The organism is Providencia sp. PROV269, from assembly GCF_028477785.1.
In the GTDB taxonomy this organism is placed as follows: domain Bacteria; phylum Pseudomonadota; class Gammaproteobacteria; order Enterobacterales; family Enterobacteriaceae; genus Providencia; species Providencia rettgeri.
The window spans coordinates 1-19,854 of record NZ_JAMPLV010000023.1; the positions used below are offsets into that span (position 1 = coordinate 1).

Here is a 19,854-nt window from a genome sequence, read left to right on the forward strand (position 1 = left end):
ATGCGCATTATAGGGAGTCAGAAAAATCTGGCAACCCCTTTTTTGCATTTTTTTATTCAACTGCTGCATTCCACAGCAAAACCCCTACTTATACTGACTTATGCACGAAGTTATCCACAACCTGAAAATAATTTTAAAATTATCGCGCATTACGCAAACGTTTGCGTTACAATTGGTTAGAAATTTCAGCATTGATTTTGTTTTTATGTTCTGAAATTGTTAGTGACTTATATATTGTTATAGAGAAAGTTGGCAAATTCCGCTTTGCTTTCATCAATAGATATAATAGGTATATAAGAAAAGCTCGTTGAGTTTTTCACTGACTGATATTCGTTATTGCCTTATTTATTCAAATCCAAGGGATCTATCTCATGCAACTGCTTCGTCCTATTCGTCGTGCCCTGCTTAGTGTGTCTGATAAAACAGGGGTTGTTGAATTCGCTAAGGCGTTATCTCAACGTGGTGTTGAGCTCCTATCTACCGGCGGTACTGCAAAGTTACTCGCTGAGTCAGGACTAAACGTAACTGAAGTTTCAGATTACACAGGGTTCCCTGAAATGATGGATGGCCGAGTAAAAACATTGCACCCGAAAGTGCATGGCGGAATTTTAGGTCGTCGTGGTACGGATGATGCCATTATGCAACAGCATGATATTGCACCGATTGATATGGTCGTTGTTAATCTATATCCATTTGCCCAAACCGTGGCAAAACCAAATTGTACCCTTGAAGATGCTGTAGAGAATATTGATATCGGCGGCCCAACCATGGTGCGCTCCGCGGCTAAGAACCATAAAGACGTAGCAATTGTAGTAAATAGTAATGACTATCAAATCATTATTGATGAAATGGATAACCACGAAAACTCACTCAATTGGTCTACGCGGTTTGACCTCGCAATTAAAGCTTTTGAACACACTGCAGCTTATGACAGCATGATTGCGAATTACTTTGGTGAATTAGTTGCCCCTTATTATGGTGATACGACCCAGCCTTCTGGCCGTTTCCCTCGCACCTTGAATTTAAATTTTATTAAGAAACAAGACATGCGTTACGGAGAGAACAGCCATCAAGATGCCGCTTTTTATATAGAAGAAAACCCAAAAGAAGCGTCTATTGCAACTGCTCAGCAGATCCAAGGTAAAGCCCTGTCTTATAACAATATCGCTGATACCGATGCAGCTCTTGAATGCGTTAAATCATTCGAAGAGCCTGCTTGTGTCATTGTTAAACATGCAAACCCTTGTGGTGTCGCTATCGGTGATTCGATTCATGCTGCTTATGATAACGCATTCAAAACTGATCCAACTTCTGCTTTTGGCGGCATTATCGCTTTCAATCGTCAATTAGATAAAGAAACTGCTCAAGCCATTATCGATCGCCAATTTGTGGAAGTCATTATTGCGCCTTCTGTTGCTAAAGATGCACTACCTATTCTTGAGACTAAACAAAACGTTCGCGTACTTGAATGTGGCGAATGGAGCAAACCAGTTACAGGATTAGACTTTAAACGTGTGAATGGTGGTTTATTGGTACAAGACCGTGACTTAGGTATGGTTGAAAAGGAAGCGCTACGTGTAGTCACAAACCGCCAACCTACAGAGCGTGAATTAAAAGATGCTATGTTCTGCTGGAAAGTCGCGAAGTTTGTGAAATCGAATGCGATTGTTTATGCCAAAAATGACATGACCGTTGGAATTGGTGCAGGGCAAATGAGCCGTGTCTATTCTGCAAAAATTGCAGGTATTAAAGCCGCTGATGAAGGTTTAGAAGTCGCTGGCTGTGCAATGGCCTCAGATGCCTTTTTCCCATTCCGCGATGGTATTGATGCCGCAGCTGCTGTTGGAGTAACCTGTGTTATCCAACCAGGTGGTTCTATCCGTGATGATGAAGTCATTGCGGCGGCAAATGAACATGGTATCGCCATGATTTTCACTAATATGCGTCATTTCCGTCACTAATTATTAGGAGTCTAGTAATGAATATTTTGATTATTGGTGGCGGCGGCCGTGAACATGCCTTAGCTTGGAAAGCTGCTCAATCCCCTTTAGCAAATAAAGTGTATGTTGCCCCAGGCAATGCAGGCACAGCATTAGAGCCGACCCTTGAAAACGTCAATATTTCGGCAACTGATATCAATGGATTGCTTCAATTCGCCAAAGATAAGCAAATTGGTTTAACTATTGTCGGCCCTGAAGCACCATTGGTTATTGGTGTAGTCGATGCGTTTAAGGCTGCTGGCTTAACTATTTTTGGCCCAACCCAAGGTGCTGCACAGCTTGAGGGTTCAAAAGCATTTACCAAAGATTTTTTAGCTCGTCATCATATTCCTACTGCGGCTTATGAAAATTTTACTGAAATTGAACCTGCTTTAGCTTACTTAGATAAAGTAGGCGCACCAATCGTGATCAAAGCAGATGGGCTTGCTGCAGGTAAAGGGGTTATTGTTGCAATGACTCTGCAAGAAGCGAAAGAAGCTGTTCATGACATGTTAGCAGGGAATGCCTTTGGTGATGCAGGCCACCGTATCGTGATCGAAGAATTTCTTGATGGTGAAGAAGCGAGTTTCATCGTTATGGTAGATGGTGAAAATGTCATTCCAATGGCGACTAGCCAAGATCACAAACGTGTTGGTGATGGTGATACTGGCCTAAATACAGGTGGAATGGGCGCTTACTCCCCAGCGCCTGTTGTGACAGATGAAATACATAAACGCGTAATGGAACAAGTCATTTACCCTACAGTTAAAGGTATGGACCAAGAAGGAAACCGCTACCAAGGCTTCTTATATGCAGGTTTAATGATTGATAAAGCAGGTAACCCAAAAGTTATCGAGTTTAACTGCCGTTTTGGCGATCCTGAAACTCAACCTATTATGATGCGCTTGCAATCGGACTTAGTCGCTTTATGTTTAGCTGGCGCGAAAGGTGAGTTAGCAGGTAAAGATTCATTATGGGATGAACGCCCTGCTTTAGGGGTAGTAATTGCTGCAGGTGGTTACCCAGGTGATTACCACAATGGCGATGTAATTTCAGGTTTACCAACCACTGAAGCCACGGATAGTAAAGTTTTCCATGCTGGTACTCGCATGAAAGATGGAGAAGTCGTGACTGCCGGTGGTCGCGTCCTATGCGTAACAGCATTAGGTAATGATATTGCTAAAGCACAAGCCAAAGCTTATGAAGTCGCCAAAGCCATTCACTGGAATGATAGCTTCTACCGCAACGACATCGGCTACCGCGCTATCGCTCGTATAAAATAATACAAAGTACTAAACCATTCCCTGGGCTGATAAGAGGAAACTTTTATCAGCTTTTTTATTTTCTATTTTTTGAATTTGTTTTTGCCTTTGACCATTCACACAGACAATGGCTCTAAGTATTTCGAATCACAGCAAAGCTGCAAGAGAGAGAATCTCTAGGAGCATACATAAGTATGTGACTAGAGTGAGCGAACGTAGCAATATAGCTGTGGTTCGAAAGACGACGAGCGATTATTTATAAGCTATCTTTAGAAGGTTGCCAGCGGCAAAAATCGGTATCAGCTACCATCAAAAGCTGGTTTCCCTCTGAAGACTCCAACCACGCTAAATTTAGCTGGGAATGCCACACTTTCGCACGGTTTTGTAACCACTTTTCAGCATAGGCTTCAAAAGTCACTTCGCGCACATCACCCTCACAGGTGGTCACTTTGCCTTGTTGCCAGCGACCTTGATAGAGTTTGACGCCGCCGACAATCAGTGCAGTGTTTGTCTCGAGTATGCGTTCTGCTTCAAAGCGCCAACGCGTGATTTCATCAGCCGAAAGTGATGTTTTATGGCCATCTTGAGCACGCTGCATAAAAATAACGTCATTATTTTTATCGAAACGTAATTGTTCAGTGATATCACCATTTTTTTGATTCAAGATTTGGCTACGAATTTGCCAGAGGTTACCAGAGCGGTACTCGAAGAAATTAACGGATGTGTCTGTGCCTTTATAGGGGCTATAAACCACCATTAAGACCAGAGGTTGGCTTTTTGCATTATTTAGCCGCCACATACGAATGACGCCATCATCGGCAATAAAACCGCTTGCACTAAACTCAGGTAGCTTTGGTGCATTAGAAGAACAGGCGCTTAGCATTGAGATGGCTCCCAATACCAGCAACCCTTTTTGAATAAACAAAAGGGGTAGTTTTTTACCCCTTCTGGTGATTCGTCTGTACAATGTTCTTATTTTACAGCTTCTTTCAGTGCTTTACCGGCAGAGAAAGCGGGTACAGTTGTAGCAGGAATTTGAATTTCTGCTTTAGTTTGTGGGTTACGACCAGTACGCGCAGCACGGTGGCTAACTTTAAAAGTACCGAAACCGACCAGTTGGACTTGCTCGCCTTTTTTCAGCGTTTCAGAAATAGCATTCAGAGTAGATTCTAATGCCGCTTTTGCCTGAACTTTGGTCAGGTCCGCTGATTCTGCGATAGCATCAACTAATTCAGTCTTATTCATAAATTATCCTTACACAGTGTGTTTATCGTTTGCAAAGCATCGAGTGCGTCGGATATGCCAAATTGACAGCCCCTGATACACGCCCCCGATAGCCACTTCTTCTCGCCCCTAAATGTAGACCAGAGTAGGGGCAAATGTGAAGTCTTAGTACTCAGCATTACTGCGTCAAGTCACGTTTTCGATAATGAAAATGCGAAAATCAGCTTAAAGTAATACCTATATTGCTCACCCCCGCTTCGCGGAGGTCAGATTTTAATCCTTTAATTAACTCTAAGTCGCGCTCTTCACAAGCTGCCAGTAAGCGGAAAATGTCCCACTGGATATCCCATTCCTCTTCAACGGCCGGGATTTCTTTGAGTTCTTCTTCTGTCATTTCCCGCCCTGCTTGAGTCATTTCGAGCATGGCAACTGTACGAATGGATGCTTCGCTAACCAATATTGCGTGTTCGAGGGTTTCACCGCTCAATTTCGAATGAATAATTTCACCTAATGCAATACAGGCATCAATAGCTGGATACACACCATACATATCGAAATCATCTGCTGATGGGATAATTTCTTCTAATTTTTCTAACTGATTGTCGAAATTGACTTTGCTATCTTTAATGACCAAAGTTTCCCAAACTAAATCAAGGATGGAACGATAAACTTTTGCATCGGCAAATTCAGTTTGCTGACAAAACATTTGAAAGTTCGGATACATTCTTTCACATAGGCTCGCCATGAAAGTTGTATGTTGCCAGCTTTCTAATTTTTCCAACCTCAAATGAATGGGATTTCTTAACATAATTTCTGACTCATCAATCTTAATACTTCGCAGTTTACCTGAAAATCTGTCAATGCCACATATTTTGCTGATAATTAGCTGATTTTCTCATTCATTCGCTTAAAAAACGTTCGATTTGATGCAATTCCGTCAGCAAAACGCGTCGGTTCCGGCAACCGATAGCCTCTTAGACACTGCTTAACCCACGCTAGGGAAGACGAAAAACCTACTTTATGCCCCGGCGAAACATATAATGGTTTGCAGCGTTTTTTACTCCGCAACACCCAACCGAGTTGATTTTCACCTGCCATTAACGGCTGAACACTTTCAGGCTCTTCACTTAACTCAACCGCATCACCACATAAACGGCTTTTTGCTACACCAATTGTGGCTATATTCGCTTGTAACCCAAAATGGCAGGCAACACCAAACCGCCGCGGATGTGCAATCCCTTGCCCATCCACAAGCACTAATTCAGGTTTGTTTTGTATTTTTTCCCACGCCGCCATTAACCCTGGGACTTCACGAAAAGAAAGTAATCCCGGAATATAAGGCAATTGAGTCGGTATTCGAGCTATTTGATACTCAACAAGTTCTAACTGTGGCCAAGATAGTACAGCTACCACTGCACGTGTAATAGTGCCTTGCTGTTCAAAGCCTACATCGGCTCCACCAATCAATTTGAGTGGTGGAAATTCATCCTGCAAAATGATTTTTGAAGCTTCGCTAGTTTGTTCTTTTCGTAATCGTTGAGTATCTAAAACCATCATGCGTCCATTGCTTATGAGATTTAATTATTCTTAATCATAGATGATAATGGTGTACTTACAAGATTCTATAAATACACCACAAATCAAGAAGATCAATAAACGATAGTTATTGATGATATTGGCGGGATAAACGGTGAACAGCATCCACAAATGTACCTGCATGCTCAGGTGGAACATCCTGATGGATACCATGACCTAAATTAAATACGTGCCCTTCACCTTGGCCGAAGCCTGATAGAATATTTTGCACTTCTTCTTCTATACGAGCCGGTGGCGCATATAACATGGATGGGTCCATATTACCTTGTAAAGCAACTTTATCACCGACACGACGACGAGCATCTGCAATTTCAGTCGTCCAATCAAGCCCTAATGCATCGCAACCCGTTGCAGCCATTTCCTCTAACCACTGGCCGCCACCTTTAGTGAATAAGGTGACAGGAACACGGCGACCGTCATTTTCACGAATTAAGCCATCAATAATTTTATGCATATAATTCAATGAAAACTGTAAATAATCACGCTTAGTTAAGACCCCACCCCATGTGTCAAAAATCATCACGGACTGTGCACCTGCTCGAATTTGAGCATTCAAGTATAAAATGACACTATCTGCCAGTTTATCTAATAACAAATGCAATGTGTTCGGGTCTTCGTACATCATCTTTTTGATTTTAGTGAATGCTTTGCTACTGCCGCCTTCCACCATATAAGTTGCCAGTGTCCACGGGCTACCAGAGAAACCAATTAGTGGCACACTACCTTCAAGCGCTTTACGGATGGCACGAACTGCATCCATCACATAACCAAGTTCCATTTCAGGATCAGGAATAGGGATATTTTTTACATCTGCTGCGCTCATAATCGGTTTATGAAAACGTGGGCCTTCACCCGTTTCGAAATATAACCCAAGCCCCATTGCATCAGGGATAGTAAGAATATCAGAAAATAAAATTGCAGCGTCTAATGGAAAACGACGTAATGGCTGTAATGTCACTTCACAAGCCAATTCGGTATTTTTGCACAGAGCAATAAAATCACCAGCTTCAGCGCGTGTTGCTTTATATTCAGGCAGGTAACGCCCTGCTTGACGCATCATCCATACAGGGGTCACATCTACAGGCTGACGTAGCAAAGCGCGTAGATAGCGGTCATTTTTTAACTCAGTCATTATTTACTCCATTATTATAAGTGGCCGCCGCAAATGGCTAAGAGCGAAGTTCATTATTGTATCATGTTAATGGTAACAATATCAGCGCTGTGCTATTTGCCCGTTTCATATTCACTCTGACGACACAATGCGACCGTATCTTCAATCAAACGTCTAGCGATTGTGTCTGCCGGTGGGATCAACGGTAATTCATTGTAATGATACCAATTTGCGCTCACCAGTTCCTTAGGGTCTACTTTAATATCACCACTCTCATAATCCGCGAGAAAGCCCATCATTAAGGAATGAGGAAAAGGCCATGGTTGTGAAGATACGTAACGAATATTTTTCACTTTTATATGGCTTTCTTCCATGACTTCGCGCATAACAGCTTCTTCTAATGTTTCACCAACTTCAACAAAACCCGCAAGTACAGTAAATAATGGATTTTGCGAATGGCGCCGGTGCTGAGCCAATAGAATATGGTCATCACGGCGGATCCCCACAATAATACAAGGGGCAATCTGCGGGTAATAACGCTCATGGCAATGGTCACACAAACACGCCCATTCTGTTTCGCTATGGCGCATTGCCGTACCACAATAGCCGCAATAACGATGAGAGCGATAGAATTCCGCCAATTGCACACCTCGCCCAGCAAGACGAAATAAACCTTCATCTTGCGCAGCAACGATACGGGGAGATGACATATCTGATGGCATTTTTTCGGCGATCAACCAGACAATTTCCCCTAGCCACTCACCGATTGGCGTTGCTGTTTTTCCTTCTAACAAATAGTCCTTTGCCATACCTCGTGGAATATCCCCATGAGGTAACCACAAACGCCCGGAAAAACAGATAAACCACCAACCACTTTCTGTTCCTGATAATTTTAACTTATTCATTTTTTACATCTTTTGTTAGTTTTTATTGTCGATAAGATCAATCTATTAATGACACAATACACTTCTTTGACACAATGTCATTCAAACGTTTGTTTCATTATTTTTCTTTGTCAATTTTGACACTTTTTAGACGTTCCATTCCATAAAATGTCTAAAAACTGTCATAAAAGGATCAACTAACTGTCACTTCTTAAAATTAGGATGCTAAGTAACCAATACGGTTCACCGTTCTGCAAAAGTGAGAAAATAATGAAAACTATCGTTCCTGCGATTTTACTATCATTGACCGCATCCAGTGTGACATTAGCTGCTGATGCTAATTTAGCAGAGTTAATCGATGCAGCGAAAAAAGAAGGGCAAGTTTACAGCGTTGGAATGCCTGATACTTGGGCTAACTGGAAAGGAACTTGGCAAGACTTAGCGGCACAATATGGCTTGAAGCATCAAGATACTGATATGAGCTCCGCTCAAGAAATTGCCAAATTTGCCGCAGAAAAAAATAATGCGACAGCAGATATTGGTGATGTCGGTGCTTCTTTTGGGCCTGTTGCCGTGCAAAAAGGAGTGACTCAACCTTATAAACCAACAACGTGGTCACAAATTCCTGATTGGGCAAAAGACAAAGACGGTCATTGGGCTTTAGCCTATACGGGGTCTATCGCTTTTATGATTAATAATGATTTAGTGAAAGATGCACCGAAAAGCTGGGATGATTTACTAAAAGGGAAATATAAAGTCACCGTTGGGGATGTTGGTATCGCTGCACAAGCCAATAATGCTGTACTAGCTGCCGCATTTGCCCGTGGTGGTGATGAAAATAACCTAAAACCTGCCATTGAGTATTTTGCTGAACTCGCCAAACAAAAACGCCTATCCGTTAATGATCCAACTGTCGCAAATATCGAAAAAGGTGAAGTCGAAGTTGGCATCTTATGGGACTTCAACGCACTGAATTACCGTGATCAGATCAATCGTGATCGCTTTACAGTTGTGATCCCATCTGACGGTTCTGTCATTTCAGGTTACACCACTATCATCAATAAATTTGCCAAAAACCCAAATGCGGCAAAATTAGCTCGTGAATTTATTTTCAGTGATAAAGGCCAATTAAACCTTGCAGAAGGCTATGCTCGACCAATTCGTGCACAATATTTAACCTTACCTGATGATATTAAAGCCAAATTACTACCCGAAGAACAATATAAAAATGTTCAACCCATTAAGAATGCAGAAGGTTGGGAAAAATCGTCTCGTAATCTCCCTAAAATGTGGCAACAGCAAGTTTTGATCCACCAGCAGTAATTTAATGTATTGATTTTAGGAAAAAATTGATGTCTGAGAAAGTCATACTTGTTGTCCTTGACGGTTTAAGTTATTCAGTAGCCCATCATTGTATGGGCTATCTCAACGGTTTAATCAAAGCCGACAGTGCAACACTTTACCGATTAGAGTGCGAGCTTCCTTCGATGTCTCGCCCTCTATATGAATGTATACTAACGGGAGTTCCACCTGTCAAAAGCGGTATTGTAAATAACCAAATTGTCCGGTTATCCCATTTTGACAGCATATTCTCTCTTGCTCGCCTTGCAGGTAAAACAACTGCCGCCGCTGCTTATTATTGGGTGAGTGAACTGTATAACCGAGCACCTTTCGTAGCAACAAGAGACCGTTTTACCCATGATGAGTCGCTAACCATCCAACATGGCTGCTTTTATCAAGCAGATCATTACCCTGATGACCATTTATTTGTTGATGCGGAATATTTACGTAGTCAATTTGATCCTGATTTCTTATTGATTCACCCTATGAATATAGATGATACAGGGCATAAGTTTGGCTTTGATTCCCCACAATACCGTAATGCAGCACGCCATGCAGATATTATCCTGTCGAATTATATTCCTACATGGGTTGAGCAAGGTTATCAAATTCTGATCACGAGTGATCACGGTATGAATAATGATCGCAGCCACGGAGGGACACTCCCTGAAGAGTGTTTAGTTCCATTGTTTGTTGTCGGTTCGCAATTTTCTCATCAACCCTGCAATATTGAGCAAACTGAGATTTGTGGAACCATTTGTCGTTTACTTGGAACCCACTCTCTCGATAAACCAGTTTGTGATGCGCTGTTACAAGGAGATTTGTAATGGCTGATATTCCTGCCCCCTGTGAACAGGCATACCAACAACAGGGAAAAATTGCCATGTTAAAAAAACGCTTTGCTCGTTTTCATTGGCGTGCGGCACTGCTACTGCTGCCATTCTTTGTGCTGTTTAGTCTATTCCAAATCGCCCCAATGATTTGGGTGCTAATTAATAGCTTTATCTACGAAGAAGCATGGTCATTAGGTAACTACCTTGAAGTATTCAATAATGATTTTTACTTACAAGCGTTTGAAAATACCCTATGGCTTTCCGTTATTTGCAGTGTAATTGGCTTATTCATTTCCAGTATCACGGCATTTTCCATTTATAAAATGCAAGGGAAAATTCGCCGGATAATGATCTCCTTCACCACCATGGCCAGTAATTTCAGCGGTGTACCCCTTGCTTTTGCATTCATTATTATTTTGGGCTTCAACGGCGCGATTACCTTACAACTCAAGGCATGGGGAATTATCGAAGATTTTAATATATACAGTGCCAGCGGGTTAATGCTGTTGTATGTGTATTTTCAGATCCCATTAGGCGTTTTGTTGCTCTACCCCGCCTTTGATGCACTAAAACCGGAGTGGGAAGACGCTGCGAAAACAATGGGAGCAAGCAAGCTAACCTATTGGTTAAAAGTTGCTATTCCAGTGCTTTCCCCTGCTTTACTTGGTACTTTTATTATCCTAATTGCTAATGCCATGGGCGCATACGCCAGTACTTATGCCTTAACGAGTGGTAATTACAACCTTGTGACTATCCGAATTGCCAGTTTAGTTTCCGGCGATTTGTTTCTCGAACCGAATATGGCTGCTGCGTTATCAATGCTACTTATCGCTATCTTAGCTTTTATTACTGCTATCCATCATTGGTTAATCAAGCGGAGCTACCATGCAAAATAATAATGTGATTAGCCAAGTGATAACCAATAACAATAAACCCTCTGGATTATGGCTCCATAAGTTAGTATTAATCAGTGTTGCTAGCCTATTAGCGCTACCTATTATTGCCACATTTTTGTATTCCATCGCCAGCTCTTGGGGAGCCACTGTGCTACCCGATGCCTTGTCCATCAAATGGTATCTACAATTGTGGCAAGACCCGCGTTTTCTCATGGCATTTGGTCGTTCATTAATAATTTGCTTTGGTACGTTGCTGGTTAGCACATTAATTATTTTGCCGATGACATTTGCGGTATTTTATCGGTTCCCTAAACTCAAAGGGGTGATGGATTTACTGATTATTTTACCCTTTGCGATTCCGCCTGTCGTCTCGTCGGTGGGCTTGCTGCAAATATTTGCCGATGAACCATTCATGTTAGTTGGCACTCCTTGGATCCTGATTGGTACTTATTTCACCATCACGTTACCTTTTATGTATCGTGCTCTTGCGAATAGCTTTCAAGGTATTAATTTACATGACTTAATGGACGCTGCACATTTACTCGGCGCCAGTACTTTCCAAGCTTTTATGATGATTGTGTTACCAAATATTCGCAAAGGTATGTTGGTCTCATTATTAATTTCATTTTCATTTTTAATGGGTGAATTTGTGTTTGCCAATATTCTAGTGGGAACACGTTATGAAACCTTGCAAATCTATCTTTTCAATATGCGACAAACCAGCGGACATTTCACTTCTGCTCTGGTGATGTCATATTTTCTGTTTACCTTATTGCTGACATGGTTAGCAATGCGATTAAATCGTTCAGGAGATGAATGATGAGTTATGTTATTGCGGAAAACTTAGCTAAATCTTTTGGTACTAATCAGGTATTTGCTGATATTCAGTTTACTATCGAAAAAGGCGAATTTATTACCCTACTGGGCCCAAGTGGTTGCGGAAAATCAACTTTATTACGCTGTATCGCAGGACTTGAACAACTTAATGATGGTGAACTTTATATTAATCGCCAGAATGTAACCCACCAAGCTGCGCAGCAACGCGGGGTGGGTATGGTGTTCCAAAGTTATGCGTTATTTCCCAATATGACTGTGGTTGACAATATCGCGTTTGGTTTAAAAATGCGTAAAATTGATAGCCAAGCAAGGTCTAAAGCAGTCGCTGAAGTGATCGAATTAGTTGAGTTACAAGGAAAAGAACAACAATTTCCCCATCAGCTATCAGGTGGACAGCGTCAACGAGTAGCACTCGCAAGGGCATTAGTCATGAAACCGCAAATTTTGTTACTTGATGAGCCACTGTCTGCTCTTGATGCTCGCATTCGCAAGCACTTACGCCAGCAAATTCGCCAGATTCAACGCGAATTAGGTTTAACGACAATTTTTGTTACTCATGATCAAGATGAAGCGATGATTATGTCTGACCGTATTTTTCTTATGAATAAAGGCCAGATAGTGCAAAGTGGCACGGCAGAGAATATTTATACCCAACCAGCAACAGAATTTGTCGCTCGGTTTATGGGGCATTACAACCTTGTTGACTCCAAAAAAGCCAATACGATGTTAGGTCTTAATTTACAAGGTACACTTGCTATCCGCGCTGAGTCTATATATGTCAAAGAAGCAGGTCGCCAATATGGTAGCCATATTTCTCACCCTGTTGATGCTATTATTGTTGACCATCAATTATTGGGAAATATCATTCGTTATAGCGTCGATACACCTGCTGGTCACATGACAGTTGATTTACTCAATCGCTCATCTGAGCGTTTATTTGAACCGGGCACTCGCCTTGAATTGATGTTTAATAAAAATGAAATTCGCGCACTTAGTTAATAAGTAGATAGGAATATAATGCAAAACCAACTGGCCATTTTTGACTTAGATGATACGTTAATTCAAGGTGATAGCAGCGTATTGTGGACGCAATATCTGTGGGACAGGCAAATTATCAACGACCCACAGTTTGTAGAGGCGGATAAAGCCATGATGGCGCAATATAATGCAGGCACATTAGATATGCCGACTTACTTACGTTTTAACCTGCAAACTCTCGCCAATGTAAAAACGGAACAAGTAGATATCTGGCTGGATGATTTTGTACAAAGCGTGATTTTACCGCGGATCTACCCTGAGGCGATTAGAACGATCGCAAATTATCGAGCTAAAAGGATCCCGATTATTGTAATCTCCGCAACTGTTTCATTTATTGTGAAAAAGATCGCCGAAAAACTTGGTGCAGACGTCGCCATGGGGATCGATATTAAACAACAAAATGGCTGCTATACGACCGAAATTGACGGTATCCCAACCTTTAAAGAAGGCAAGGTTAAACGCCTTATGGATTGGGTTCGCCACCAGCCAATCACTGATGCCTATGTATATTTTTATACCGATTCTGCCAACGACCTGCCCATGTGCCAATTTGCCGATGAAGTATTTATTATCAACGGCGACGAACGCCTAACGCAAGCCGCACTCGAACACAATTGGCCACAATATCAGTGGAATTTATAAACCTTATTTTTATCTCAGCCTTGATTTCAATTTTTTAGGTTTTAACTAACTCGCCTTTCAAAGGTTCCTCTAAATTATTCGTGCTAGAGGAAGGAGATAAATAGAATTATCCCGATGAGCATACATAAGTATGTGACTTGGGGAACCTAGCGCAGCCAACGCACTTATCGCTTGAAGAATGACGAGAAAATAATCTTATCCCACTCTAATTTCTTCTTTCCTCTAAATAATTCAAGTGAGAAGAAGGCGGTAAGCGAGAATATCCCAAGGAGCATACACAAGTATGTGACTTGGGGAGCCGAGCGCAGCCAACGCACTTATCGCTTGAAGAATGACGAGGAAAGCTTATACTGAAATCTCTTGTCGGAGTGCCTAGCATGCATAGCATCGGGCTGAGACCGTTAATTCGGGATCCGCGGAACCTGATCGGGTTAATACCCGCGAAGGGAACAAGAGTAATCACTCAGCGTCTTTTTGCCATCTCTCATTTGGCTAAAAATTAAACGCAATGTCTTTTTATTACTCCTCCGAACTCCTGACAAGCAACTTTCTTTCGATAAACCCGCTACACACTTAGCTGTGATAGCCGTGACAATGTCAGGAAATTGCTATGTCCAATAATACACAACAAAATATCATCCCTACAGCTGATTTATCGCCACAAGCAGCACCCGCTCGCACTCGTAAAGCCCAACGTGATGCCGCTGAAAACTTTATCAACACTGTTTCTGGCGTTTCATTTCCCAATTCTGAACGTATTTATCTTCAAGGTTCAAGAGACGATATCCAAGTCCCAATGCGAGAAATTCAGCTTTCGCAAACCCTTATTGGTGGCGACAAAGACAACCCGCAATTTGAAGACAACGAACCCGTTCCTATCTACGACACTTCAGGCCCTTACGGCGACCCAACATCAGAACTCAACGTTCACAAAGGCTTGAAAAAAATTCGCGCGCCATGGATAAACGAGCGCTCAGACACCACTAAAGTAGAAAATCTCAGCTCTGACTTCACACAACAACGACTTGCTGATGCAGGCCTTGACCATCTACGCTTTAACAACCGTCCCCACCCGTTAAAAGCCCAAACTAACAAGTGTGTTACCCAATTACATTACGCACGCAAAGGTATCATTACCCCTGAAATGGAGTTTATTGCAATCCGCGAAAATATGGGACGTGAACGTATTCGTGACGAAGTTTTATTGCAACAACATCCAGGCCAAGGCTTTGGCGCAAATTTGCCAGAGAATATTACCCCTGAATTTGTTCGCCAAGAAGTGGCGGCGGGTCGCGCTATTATCCCAGCCAATATCAACCATCCCGAATCAGAACCAATGATTATTGGTCGTAATTTCTTGGTTAAGGTTAATGCCAATATTGGTAATTCATCGGTCACCTCATCCATTGAAGAAGAAGTAGAAAAACTGATTTGGTCAACACGCTGGGGGGCAGATACCGTCATGGATTTATCCACTGGCCGTTATATCCACGAAACCCGCGAATGGATTTTACGTAATAGCCCCGTGCCTATTGGTACAGTTCCGATTTACCAAGCCCTCGAAAAAGTGAACGGCGTCGCCGAAAATCTCACGTGGGAAATGTTCCGTGACACATTATTAGAGCAAGCAGAACAAGGTGTCGATTACTTCACTATCCATGCCGGCGTATTGCTACGCTATGTGCCAATGACAGCTAAACGCCTAACAGGGATCGTCTCTCGCGGTGGCTCTATCATGGCAAAATGGTGCTTGTCTCATCACCAAGAAAATTTCCTGTATGAGCACTTCCGTGAAATCTGTGAAATTTGTGCCGCTTACGACGTTTCCTTGTCGTTAGGGGATGGACTACGCCCCGGTTCAATTCAAGACGCCAACGACCAAGCTCAATTTGCCGAGCTCCATACCCTTGGTGAGCTCACAAAAATTGCGTGGGAATATGATGTTCAAGTCATGATTGAAGGTCCCGGCCACGTACCAATGCAAATGATCCGCCGCAATATGACCGAAGAGTTAGAGCACTGCCACGAAGCGCCATTCTATACGTTAGGGCCTCTAACAACAGATATTGCTCCGGGTTATGACCACTTTACCTCTGGTATTGGTGCCGCCATGATCGGTTGGTTTGGCTGTGCGATGTTATGTTATGTCACCCCTAAAGAGCACTTAGGATTACCGAACAAAGAAGATGTTAAACAAGGGCTAATCACTTATAAGATTGCAGCCCATGCCGCTGACCTTGCTAAAGGCCACCCAGGTGCACAGATCCGTGATAACGCCATGTCCAAAGCCCGTTTTGAATTCCGCTGGGAAGACCAATTTAACTTGGCGTTAGATCCTGAAACTGCTCGCAAATATCACGATGAAACCTTACCACAAGCCTCTGGGAAAATTGCTCATTTCTGTTCTATGTGTGGGCCTAAATTCTGTTCAATGAAAATATCCCAAGAGGTTCGTGACTACGCGGCCCAAAAAGAAGCAAATGAAAAAGAAGCGGGTATGGAACAGATGTCAGAAGCCTTCCGTGCCCATGGCAGCGAACTCTATCACGGTGCTGAAATTGTGAATGCTGAGGTGGATGAAAATGCCAAAATTGCCTAATGCTATAACTCTCCCAAATAGCCCTTTTCCTGAGACTGCACAACGCCTTGGGCTTTATCCCGTTGTGGATTCCGTTGAATGGATTGAACGTTTGCTTAATGCAGGTGTTTCCACAATTCAATTGCGTATCAAAGACAAATCTGACGCAGATGTTCGTGATGAGATTCAACAAGCTATTGCGCTCGGGGAAAAACATAACGCACGCTTATTCATTAATGATTACTGGCGGTTAGCGGTCGAGTTTGGTGCTTATGGCGTACATTTAGGCCAAGAAGATTTGGAAACTACCGATTTATTAGCAATCCACCAAGCGGGCTTACGGTTAGGAATATCAACGCACGATGAGCATGAATTGGCTATCGCAAAATCGGTTCGCCCTTCCTACATTGCCATGGGGCATATCTTTCCAACACAAACCAAAGAGATGCCTTCTTCGCCTCAGGGTTTAGAAACACTTAAAGCCATGGTGGAAGCAACACCTGATTACCCAACGGTAGCCATTGGTGGGATTTCCATTGATAAAGTGCCTGACGTGCTAGCAACTGGAGTGGGGAGTGTCGCGCTAGTCAGTGCGATTACTAAAGCCGATGATTGGCGCGCCGCAACAGAAACTTTGCTGAATTTAATTGAGCGGGATCACGCCAATTAGTCGATTTTTAATCACAAAATTAGCCCTAGTTTATCGTCATAAAAACAGGGCTAATGATGATTTAAGGAATTCAATCATGTTAAGTGACCAAGAATTCATGCGTTACAGCCGCCAGCTATTACTTGAAGACATCAGTCCTGAGGGGCAACAAAAACTGAAAAATAGCAAAGTCCTAATTGTCGGTTTAGGGGGCTTAGGCTCTCCCGCATCCCTTTATTTAACGGGCGCTGGTGTCGGCGAATTGTGGCTAGCTGACCACGATGACTTACACGTTTCTAACTTACAACGGCAGGTACTTTACGATACCGATGATATTGGCCAGTCAAAAGCCCAGCTTGCCGCAGATAGGCTACATCAACTCAATCCGTTGGTAAGAACCCATGTTATCGCACAAAAGTTGGATGTTGAGACTTTAATTCCATTAGCGGAACAAGTCGACTTAGTGCTTGATTGCTGCGATAACATGGCCACTCGTCATGCAGTTAATGCCGCCTGTGTCATGACCAATACAACCTTAGTCAGCGGCAGTGCTGTTGGGTTTGGTGGCCAATTAATGGTACTTGAGCCGCCATTTAGTACCGGTTGCTATGCCTGTTTATACCCAGACCAAGATGAACCCGAACGCAACTGCCGCACTGCTGGGGTATTAGGGCCAGTGGTTGGGATTATCGGCACGTTGCAAGCACTGGAAGCCATTAAATTACTTGTCGGCCTTCCCTCTTCACTGAGCGGTAAATTGCGTTTATTCGATGGAAAACAGCAACAATGGAATACATTGCAATTAATGCCGTCACTGCAATGTCCAATCTGTCGGGAAGAAACATGCATATCATAATTAATGACCAACCTATGGAATTCGACGCCCCACTGACGGTTAATCAATTATTTTCCACTCTCGATCGCCCAATGGTGGGAACTGCACTTGCCATCAATCAAGTGATCATTCCGAAGAGTCAGTGGGATTCATATCTCATTAATGACCAAGATAATATCTTGTTGTTTCAAGCTATCGCGGGGGGCTAATGATGTTAAAAATCGCAGATTTTACTTTTCACTCACGCCTATTTACTGGAACAGGTAAATTTGCCAGCGCCAACCTCATGCAAGACGCCATTGCAGCATCCGGCAGTCAATTAGTGACAATGGCAATGAAACGTATTGATTTACGTGGGCAAGATGACGGTATTTTACAACCTCTACAACAATTGGGCGTGAAACTATTACCGAATACTTCAGGGGCGAAAAATGCCCAAGAGGCGATATTTGCTGCACGCCTAGCTCGTGAAGCCCTTGGTACTAACTGGGTCAAACTCGAAATCCATCCGGATATGCGTTATTTACTACCGGATCCCATCGAGACATTACTCGCCGCAGAGCAGCTCGTTAAAGAGGGATTTGTTGTATTGCCTTATTGCAGCGCAGACCCGGTGTTATGCCGTCGTTTAGAAGAAGTTGGCTGTGCCGCTGTGATGCCATTAGGCGCACCGATTGGCACAAACAAAGGCTTAGCAACGAAAGAAATGCTCCGTATCATTATTGAACAAGCTTCTGTACCTGTCGTTGTAGATGCCGGAATTGGTGCACCAAGCCATGCGGCAGAAGCCATCGAAATGGGCGCTGATGCCGTTTTAGTCAACACTGCAATCGCTGTAGCAAAACAACCTGTACTCATGGCAAAAGCGTTTAAACTCGCGGTCGAAGCGGCTGAATTAGCTTATCAAAGTGGTTTAGCTACGCCGAAGCAACAGGCGCAAGCGTCCAGCCCATTGACCAGTTTCTTAGGGGCCTTATCATGATCCCAAGCTTCCAAGAACGCTTACAAGCACTGGATTGGGACGATACGACACTGCGGATAAACAGTAAAACACCTGCCGATGTAGAACATGCTTTGGCGGTGGATATACTCACACTCGATGATTTTATGGCACTGCTTTCCCCTGCTGCCCGTCCCTATATTGAGCTGATGGCACAAAAAGCTCAGAAACTCACCCGACAACGCTTTGGCCATGCCGTTGGGTTTTATGTGCCACTTTATTTATCGAACCTATGCGCAAACGATTGTACTTATTGCGGTTTTTCGATGAGTAATAAAATTAAACGTAAAACGCTAAATGACGCTGAAATTATCAATGAGTGCGAAACCATTCGCAAAATTGGTTTCGATAGCTTATTGCTAGTCACCGGAGAGCACCAGAGTAAAGTGGGTATGGACTATTTTCGTCACACATTCCCCATCATTCGCCCTTATTTCAGTTCCTTAATGATGGAAGTGCAGCCATTAAGCACAGATGAATATAAGGAATTAAAAACTCTGGGGTTAGATGGTGTGATGGTTTATCAAGAAACCTACCATGAGCCCACGTATCAACTCCATCACCTCAAAGGCAAAAAACAGGATTTTCACTGGCGCTTAGCCACGCCAGAACGCTTAGGAGAAGCGGGTATAGATAAAATCGGCCTTGGTGCGTTAATTGGTTTATCAAACAGTTGGCGTACTGATTGCTATATGGTTGCAGAACATTTGTTGTACCTACAGCAATACTACTGGCAAAGTCGTTATTCTATCTCTTTTCCTCGCTTACGCCCTTGTGCGGGTGGTGTTGAACCGGCATCACTGATGAATGAAGCCGAATTAGTGCAATTAATTTGTGCTTTTCGCTTACTGGCGCCAAATGTAGAGCTTTCACTCTCAACCCGTGAATCACCTTATTTCCGTGATAACGTGGTGCCATTGGCAATTAACAACGTCAGTGCTGGCTCGAAAACCCAACCAGGCGGCTATGCAGATACCAAAGAAGAGCTAGAACAATTTTCTCCAAATGATAACCGCAGTGCCGCACAAGTAGCGAATGCACTTGTGCAAGCCGGTTTACAGCCCGTTTGGAAAGATTGGGATGGTTATTTAGGCCGTTAGAATTTTACTGAAAAAGAGCATTAGCTGCACAACCGCTTAGTGCTCTTTT

The 19,854-nt window shown here is 42.9% G+C and carries 21 protein-coding genes and 1 riboswitch; of the genes, 15 read left to right on the top strand and 6 right to left on the bottom strand.

All coding sequences use genetic code 11. From position 1 onward, the window contains the following. From PR683_RS19860 to purD, 3 genes are all read left to right on the top strand, one after another. Window positions 1-180 (top strand): hypothetical protein (locus PR683_RS19860; RefSeq protein WP_272520890.1); only part of this gene is annotated, 180 nt, incomplete at its 5' end. A gap of 191 nt (window positions 181-371) precedes the next feature. After that, on the top strand, window positions 372-1,961 hold the full coding sequence (gene purH, locus PR683_RS19865; RefSeq protein WP_109913179.1) for a bifunctional phosphoribosylaminoimidazolecarboxamide formyltransferase/IMP cyclohydrolase: 1,590 nt from the start codon (window positions 372-374) through the stop codon (window positions 1,959-1,961). Between the two features lie 17 nt (window positions 1,962-1,978). Then, complete coding sequence (purD, locus tag PR683_RS19870) at window positions 1,979-3,262, top strand: phosphoribosylamine--glycine ligase (RefSeq protein WP_109913180.1); 1,284 nt, start codon at window positions 1,979-1,981, stop codon at window positions 3,260-3,262. Between the two features lie 235 nt (window positions 3,263-3,497). On the opposite strand, the gene PR683_RS19875 is transcribed toward purD, so the two are convergent. The 6 genes from PR683_RS19875 to nudC form a co-directional block, all read right to left on the bottom strand. Beyond that, window positions 3,498-4,124, bottom strand: a complete 627-nt coding sequence (locus tag PR683_RS19875) for a DUF1481 domain-containing protein (RefSeq protein WP_117163043.1) — start codon at window positions 4,122-4,124, stop codon at window positions 3,498-3,500. An 89-nt stretch (window positions 4,125-4,213) separates the two neighbouring features. Further along, entirely contained in the window at window positions 4,214-4,486 is a 273-nt protein-coding gene (locus PR683_RS19880; protein WP_004264522.1) for an HU family DNA-binding protein, read from the bottom strand. Window positions 4,487-4,685: 199 nt separating this feature from the next. Then, a complete protein-coding gene (locus tag PR683_RS19885; protein ID WP_109913182.1) occupies window positions 4,686-5,273 on the bottom strand; it encodes a YjaG family protein in 588 nt (195 codons plus the stop codon). 74 nt (window positions 5,274-5,347) lie between these two features. Then, window positions 5,348-6,019: a deoxyribonuclease V gene (gene nfi / locus PR683_RS19890; protein WP_109913198.1), complete on the bottom strand. Its 672-nt coding sequence runs from the start codon at window positions 6,017-6,019 to the stop codon at window positions 5,348-5,350. A 109-nt stretch (window positions 6,020-6,128) separates the two neighbouring features. Further along, entirely contained in the window at window positions 6,129-7,193 is a 1,065-nt protein-coding gene (gene hemE, locus PR683_RS19895; RefSeq protein ID WP_109913183.1) for a uroporphyrinogen decarboxylase, read from the bottom strand. Between the two features lie 92 nt (window positions 7,194-7,285). Continuing rightward, a complete protein-coding gene (nudC, locus tag PR683_RS19900) occupies window positions 7,286-8,077 on the bottom strand; it encodes an NAD(+) diphosphatase (RefSeq protein WP_117163045.1) in 792 nt (263 codons plus the stop codon). A 249-nt stretch (window positions 8,078-8,326) separates the two neighbouring features. Between nudC and PR683_RS19905 the strand changes: the two genes are divergently transcribed. The 12 genes from PR683_RS19905 (at window position 8,327) to thiH (ending at window position 19,805) form a co-directional block, all read left to right on the top strand. Next, window positions 8,327-9,379, top strand: a complete 1,053-nt coding sequence (locus PR683_RS19905; protein ID WP_109913185.1) for an ABC transporter substrate-binding protein — start codon at window positions 8,327-8,329, stop codon at window positions 9,377-9,379. A gap of 29 nt (window positions 9,380-9,408) precedes the next feature. Next, entirely contained in the window at window positions 9,409-10,224 is an 816-nt protein-coding gene (locus PR683_RS19910; protein ID WP_109913186.1) for an alkaline phosphatase family protein, read from the top strand. Further along, window positions 10,224-11,126, top strand: a complete 903-nt coding sequence (locus PR683_RS19915; protein ID WP_109913187.1) for an ABC transporter permease — start codon at window positions 10,224-10,226, stop codon at window positions 11,124-11,126. Before PR683_RS19910 ends, PR683_RS19915 begins: the two co-directional genes overlap by 1 nt. Beyond that, window positions 11,116-11,946: an ABC transporter permease gene (locus tag PR683_RS19920; protein WP_109913188.1), complete on the top strand. Its 831-nt coding sequence runs from the start codon at window positions 11,116-11,118 to the stop codon at window positions 11,944-11,946. Before PR683_RS19915 ends, PR683_RS19920 begins: the two co-directional genes overlap by 11 nt. After that, complete coding sequence (locus PR683_RS19925; protein ID WP_272581953.1) at window positions 11,946-12,962, top strand: ABC transporter ATP-binding protein; 1,017 nt, start codon at window positions 11,946-11,948, stop codon at window positions 12,960-12,962. The genes PR683_RS19920 and PR683_RS19925 overlap by 1 nt, the downstream gene beginning before the upstream one ends. A gap of 18 nt (window positions 12,963-12,980) precedes the next feature. Next, on the top strand, window positions 12,981-13,643 hold the full coding sequence (locus tag PR683_RS19930) for an HAD family hydrolase (RefSeq protein WP_110731451.1): 663 nt from the start codon (window positions 12,981-12,983) through the stop codon (window positions 13,641-13,643). A gap of 354 nt (window positions 13,644-13,997) precedes the next feature. Then, window positions 13,998-14,109, top strand: a riboswitch (TPP riboswitch). A gap of 144 nt (window positions 14,110-14,253) precedes the next feature. After that, the gene (gene thiC / locus PR683_RS19935) at window positions 14,254-16,242 is read left to right on the top strand and encodes a phosphomethylpyrimidine synthase ThiC (RefSeq protein WP_109913191.1); all 1,989 of its coding nucleotides are present in this window, start codon (window positions 14,254-14,256) and stop codon (window positions 16,240-16,242) included. Further along, window positions 16,226-16,891: a thiamine phosphate synthase gene (thiE, locus tag PR683_RS19940; RefSeq protein ID WP_109913192.1), complete on the top strand. Its 666-nt coding sequence runs from the start codon at window positions 16,226-16,228 to the stop codon at window positions 16,889-16,891. The genes thiC and thiE overlap by 17 nt, the downstream gene beginning before the upstream one ends. Window positions 16,892-16,967: 76 nt before the next feature. Beyond that, a complete protein-coding gene (locus PR683_RS19945) occupies window positions 16,968-17,726 on the top strand; it encodes a HesA/MoeB/ThiF family protein (RefSeq protein ID WP_004265857.1) in 759 nt (252 codons plus the stop codon). Beyond that, window positions 17,714-17,914, top strand: a complete 201-nt coding sequence (gene thiS / locus PR683_RS19950; protein WP_004265860.1) for a sulfur carrier protein ThiS — start codon at window positions 17,714-17,716, stop codon at window positions 17,912-17,914. The genes PR683_RS19945 and thiS overlap by 13 nt, the downstream gene beginning before the upstream one ends. A 2-nt stretch (window positions 17,915-17,916) precedes the next feature. Further along, complete coding sequence (locus PR683_RS19955; RefSeq protein WP_110732256.1) at window positions 17,917-18,687, top strand: thiazole synthase; 771 nt, start codon at window positions 17,917-17,919, stop codon at window positions 18,685-18,687. Beyond that, window positions 18,684-19,805: a 2-iminoacetate synthase ThiH gene (gene thiH / locus PR683_RS19960; RefSeq protein WP_004265866.1), complete on the top strand. Its 1,122-nt coding sequence runs from the start codon at window positions 18,684-18,686 to the stop codon at window positions 19,803-19,805. Before PR683_RS19955 ends, thiH begins: the two co-directional genes overlap by 4 nt. Window positions 19,806-19,854: the final 49 nt, after the last annotated feature.

Excerpts from the sequence above, each read along its gene's own strand:
- PR683_RS19920 (WP_109913188.1), top strand. The coding sequence starts at position 11,116 with ATGCAAAATAATAATGTGATTAGCCAAGTGATAACCAATAACAATAAA.
- purH (WP_109913179.1), top strand. The coding sequence starts at position 372 with ATGCAACTGCTTCGTCCTATTCGTCGTGCCCTGCTTAGTGTGTCTGAT.
- purD (WP_109913180.1), top strand. The coding sequence starts at position 1,979 with ATGAATATTTTGATTATTGGTGGCGGCGGCCGTGAACATGCCTTAGCT.
- thiC (WP_109913191.1), top strand. The coding sequence starts at position 14,254 with ATGTCCAATAATACACAACAAAATATCATCCCTACAGCTGATTTATCG.
- PR683_RS19885 (WP_109913182.1), bottom strand. The coding sequence starts at position 5,273 with ATGTTAAGAAATCCCATTCATTTGAGGTTGGAAAAATTAGAAAGCTGG.
- PR683_RS19930 (WP_110731451.1), top strand. The coding sequence starts at position 12,981 with ATGCAAAACCAACTGGCCATTTTTGACTTAGATGATACGTTAATTCAA.
- PR683_RS19955 (WP_110732256.1), top strand. The coding sequence starts at position 17,917 with ATGTTAAAAATCGCAGATTTTACTTTTCACTCACGCCTATTTACTGGA.
- PR683_RS19945 (WP_004265857.1), top strand. The coding sequence starts at position 16,968 with ATGTTAAGTGACCAAGAATTCATGCGTTACAGCCGCCAGCTATTACTT.
- PR683_RS19905 (WP_109913185.1), top strand. The coding sequence starts at position 8,327 with ATGAAAACTATCGTTCCTGCGATTTTACTATCATTGACCGCATCCAGT.
- PR683_RS19880 (WP_004264522.1), bottom strand. The coding sequence starts at position 4,486 with ATGAATAAGACTGAATTAGTTGATGCTATCGCAGAATCAGCGGACCTG.
- PR683_RS19910 (WP_109913186.1), top strand. The coding sequence starts at position 9,409 with ATGTCTGAGAAAGTCATACTTGTTGTCCTTGACGGTTTAAGTTATTCA.
- thiH (WP_004265866.1), top strand. The coding sequence starts at position 18,684 with ATGATCCCAAGCTTCCAAGAACGCTTACAAGCACTGGATTGGGACGAT.
- thiS (WP_004265860.1), top strand. The coding sequence starts at position 17,714 with ATGCATATCATAATTAATGACCAACCTATGGAATTCGACGCCCCACTG.
- nudC (WP_117163045.1), bottom strand. The coding sequence starts at position 8,077 with ATGAATAAGTTAAAATTATCAGGAACAGAAAGTGGTTGGTGGTTTATC.
- PR683_RS19875 (WP_117163043.1), bottom strand. The coding sequence starts at position 4,124 with ATGCTAAGCGCCTGTTCTTCTAATGCACCAAAGCTACCTGAGTTTAGT.
- PR683_RS19915 (WP_109913187.1), top strand. The coding sequence starts at position 10,224 with ATGGCTGATATTCCTGCCCCCTGTGAACAGGCATACCAACAACAGGGA.
- PR683_RS19925 (WP_272581953.1), top strand. The coding sequence starts at position 11,946 with ATGAGTTATGTTATTGCGGAAAACTTAGCTAAATCTTTTGGTACTAAT.
- nfi (WP_109913198.1), bottom strand. The coding sequence starts at position 6,019 with ATGGTTTTAGATACTCAACGATTACGAAAAGAACAAACTAGCGAAGCT.
- hemE (WP_109913183.1), bottom strand. The coding sequence starts at position 7,193 with ATGACTGAGTTAAAAAATGACCGCTATCTACGCGCTTTGCTACGTCAG.
- thiE (WP_109913192.1), top strand. The coding sequence starts at position 16,226 with ATGCCAAAATTGCCTAATGCTATAACTCTCCCAAATAGCCCTTTTCCT.